The organism is Psychrobacter sp. AOP5-GZ1-6 (assembly GCF_052376345.1).
GTDB lineage: Bacteria > Pseudomonadota > Gammaproteobacteria > Pseudomonadales > Moraxellaceae > Psychrobacter.
In genome coordinates, this window is sequence record NZ_JBQSVP010000217.1 from 1 (window position 1) to 2,712 (window position 2,712).

The window sequence follows — 2,712 nt, forward strand, 5'->3', positions numbered from 1 at the left end:
GTTGTTAAACAATTTAACCAGCCTGTATCTGTCAAATTAGGGCAAACATGTTAATATAATGGCACATTTCCACCCATTCTAAACAATTCTTTGACCACCAAGCGATTTATTATTAAACCAATATATATGTTGATGAGTGGTGATAGAAGTTATAAAACAAGAGAGATAAAATTATGTCAGACCTTATTTTACATACTACCGACACAGACTTTGATCAAGACGTTCTACAATCAGACGTACCTGTATTGGTAGACTTTTGGGCGCCATGGTGTGGTCCTTGTAAAGCTATTGCTCCTATTTTAGAAGAGCTGGCAACTGAATACCAAGGTAAAGTTAAAATCGTCAAAGTAGACGTGGACAACAACCCACAAGCAGCTAGCCGTTTTGGTATTCGCAATATTCCAACGCTATTTGTCTTTAAAGGTGGCGAAAAAGTTGATTCTGTAATGGGACTACAGCCAAAAGCTGAACTGGCCAAAGTGCTAGACAAGCATCTATAAATCAAAAACCTTTGAATAAACTAGGGTGTGTCCTCATTTTAAAAATGGTGATAAAAATAAGATAAATTGCAGTCAAACAAGGAAAATAGCGCAGATAATATCGAGATATTAGTCAGCTATTTGACGCCGTTTGGCAAGATTTAGCCATTTTTAACCCATTTAGTTGGCTATCGATTGAATTGAGGACACGCCCTAGCCTTATGCGAAGTTTTTAGCAAAGTTATAAATGCAGACTAAAATGCCATTATCTAAGTTAGATAATGGTTTTTTGCTTATTTTTTATGCAAAAAACTCAATAATATGACTTTTTTAGCAAAATTTATTGACAATGGCATTGTGAAGACCGTATAGTCTGCTGACAACAGAAAACTAATTGTTTTCCTATGTGTCTTATCGCTATTCTCCTCGTGTTTATCAACAAAAACACAATCGTCGTTATAAACACCATTACTAAACGGAATGACTAAACACAATTACTGATATTGAGTTTTTGACGCAGACTCTTATGTAGTCTTCTTTATCTTTATTTCTTATTACCATGCATTCTATTATTGCAACGCGTACATAAGCTAACATGCTATACCTAAACTACATAAACTCTAACTCTGTGTGCACACCCTCTATCGCCATACTGTCGTTGTTTTAATCAATGTCGTGACTTGTGCTGCTAATGGCATCTCTCATCTGATCAATTGCTAATGACCTATCTATGAATCTTACTGAATTAAAGAAAAAATCAATCTCTGAGCTACTGGCTATTGCTAAAGAAATGGGTCTTGATAATATGGCACGTAGCCGTAAACAAGACATTATCTTTGCTATCTTAAAAACCCATGCACGTAACGGTGAAGCCATTTATGGTGACGGCGTACTTGAGGTTCTTCCGGATGGTTTTGGCTTTTTGCGCTCATCAGAAGGCTCATATTTAGCCGGCCCTGATGACATCTATGTCAGTCCTAGCCAAATTCGCCGCTTTAGTCTGAAAACTGGTGATAGTATTGCCGGTACCATTCGACCACCAAAAGATTCCGAGCGTTATTTTGCGCTATTAAAAGTTGGTGAAATCAACTTTGATACCCCAGATCGCTCACGTCATAAGCTTATCTTTGAGAATTTAACACCACTGTTCCCAACTGAACAGCTCAAGCTTGAGATTGGTAATGGCACGACCGAAGACTTGACTGGTCGTATTATTGACCTTATCGCACCCATTGGTAAAGGTCAGCGTTCTATTATCGTTGCACCACCAAAAGCCGGTAAAACGATGCTGCTACAAACCATCGCGCAGTCGATTACTCGTAACAACCCTGAGTGTTACCTCATCGTACTATTAATCGATGAGCGTCCAGAGGAAGTTACCGAGATGGTACGTACGGTACGCGGCGAAGTCGTTGCCTCTACGTTTGATGAGCCACCACAACGTCACGTACAAGTGGCTGAAATGGTCATCGAAAAAGCCAAGCGTTTGGTCGAGCATAAACAGGATGTGGTTATCTTACTTGACTCTATCACTCGTCTGGCCCGTGCCTATAACACAGTCATCCCTTCATCAGGAAAAGTGTTGACTGGTGGTTTAGATGCCAATGCATTAGAACGTCCAAAACGCTTCTTTGGTGCTGCACGTAATGTCGAAGAAGGTGGCAGCTTAACAATTATTGCCAGTGCTCTTATCGATACTGGCAGTAAGATGGATAGCGTTATCTTTGAAGAGTTCAAAGGTACAGGTAACCAAGAGATTACGCTTGAGCGTGATTTGGCTGAAAAACGTGTCTTCCCTGCGATTAATATCAAAAAATCTGGTACTCGTCGTGAAGAGCGCCTGCTTGATGAAGATAAACTGCGCAAAGTTTGGATTTTACGTAAATTACTACAGCCGATGGATGGCGTACAAGCAACTGAGTTCTTGTTGGATCGCTTAAAAGAAGCGAAGACCAATGATGAATTTTTTGAGCAAATGAAGCGTAAATCACAAAACTAATGCTAGCGCCGAATTGCTTTAACTTAATAAGCAAACATTTAGCTTAAATAAAAAAGATCGCTTTCGAGCGGTCTTTTCTATTTTCAAGACTGAAAATGGCAATCAGCAATCTCAACCGACCTACTATAATCAAAGAACTTTAAAATCGATACAAGGCAACCAACTGCAGATTGTACAAGTAGTACATCTAAGAAGGCTAACGCTGTAGCGATTTAGTAATTCGCTGACTATATC

Annotated in this window: 2 protein-coding genes; both read left to right on the top strand. The window is 39.3% G+C overall.

Annotated features, from left to right (window positions below; genetic code table 11):
- Window positions 1–173 precede the first annotated feature (173 nt).
- A complete protein-coding gene (trxA, locus tag ACT3RN_RS15155) occupies window positions 174–500 on the top strand; it encodes a thioredoxin (RefSeq protein WP_192519624.1) in 327 nt (108 codons plus the stop codon).
- 709 nt (window positions 501–1,209) lie between these two features.
- Window positions 1,210–2,478, top strand: coding sequence for a transcription termination factor Rho (rho, locus tag ACT3RN_RS15160; RefSeq protein ID WP_192519625.1), 1,269 nt, complete (start codon window positions 1,210–1,212; stop codon window positions 2,476–2,478).
- Window positions 2,479–2,712 lie beyond the last annotated feature (234 nt).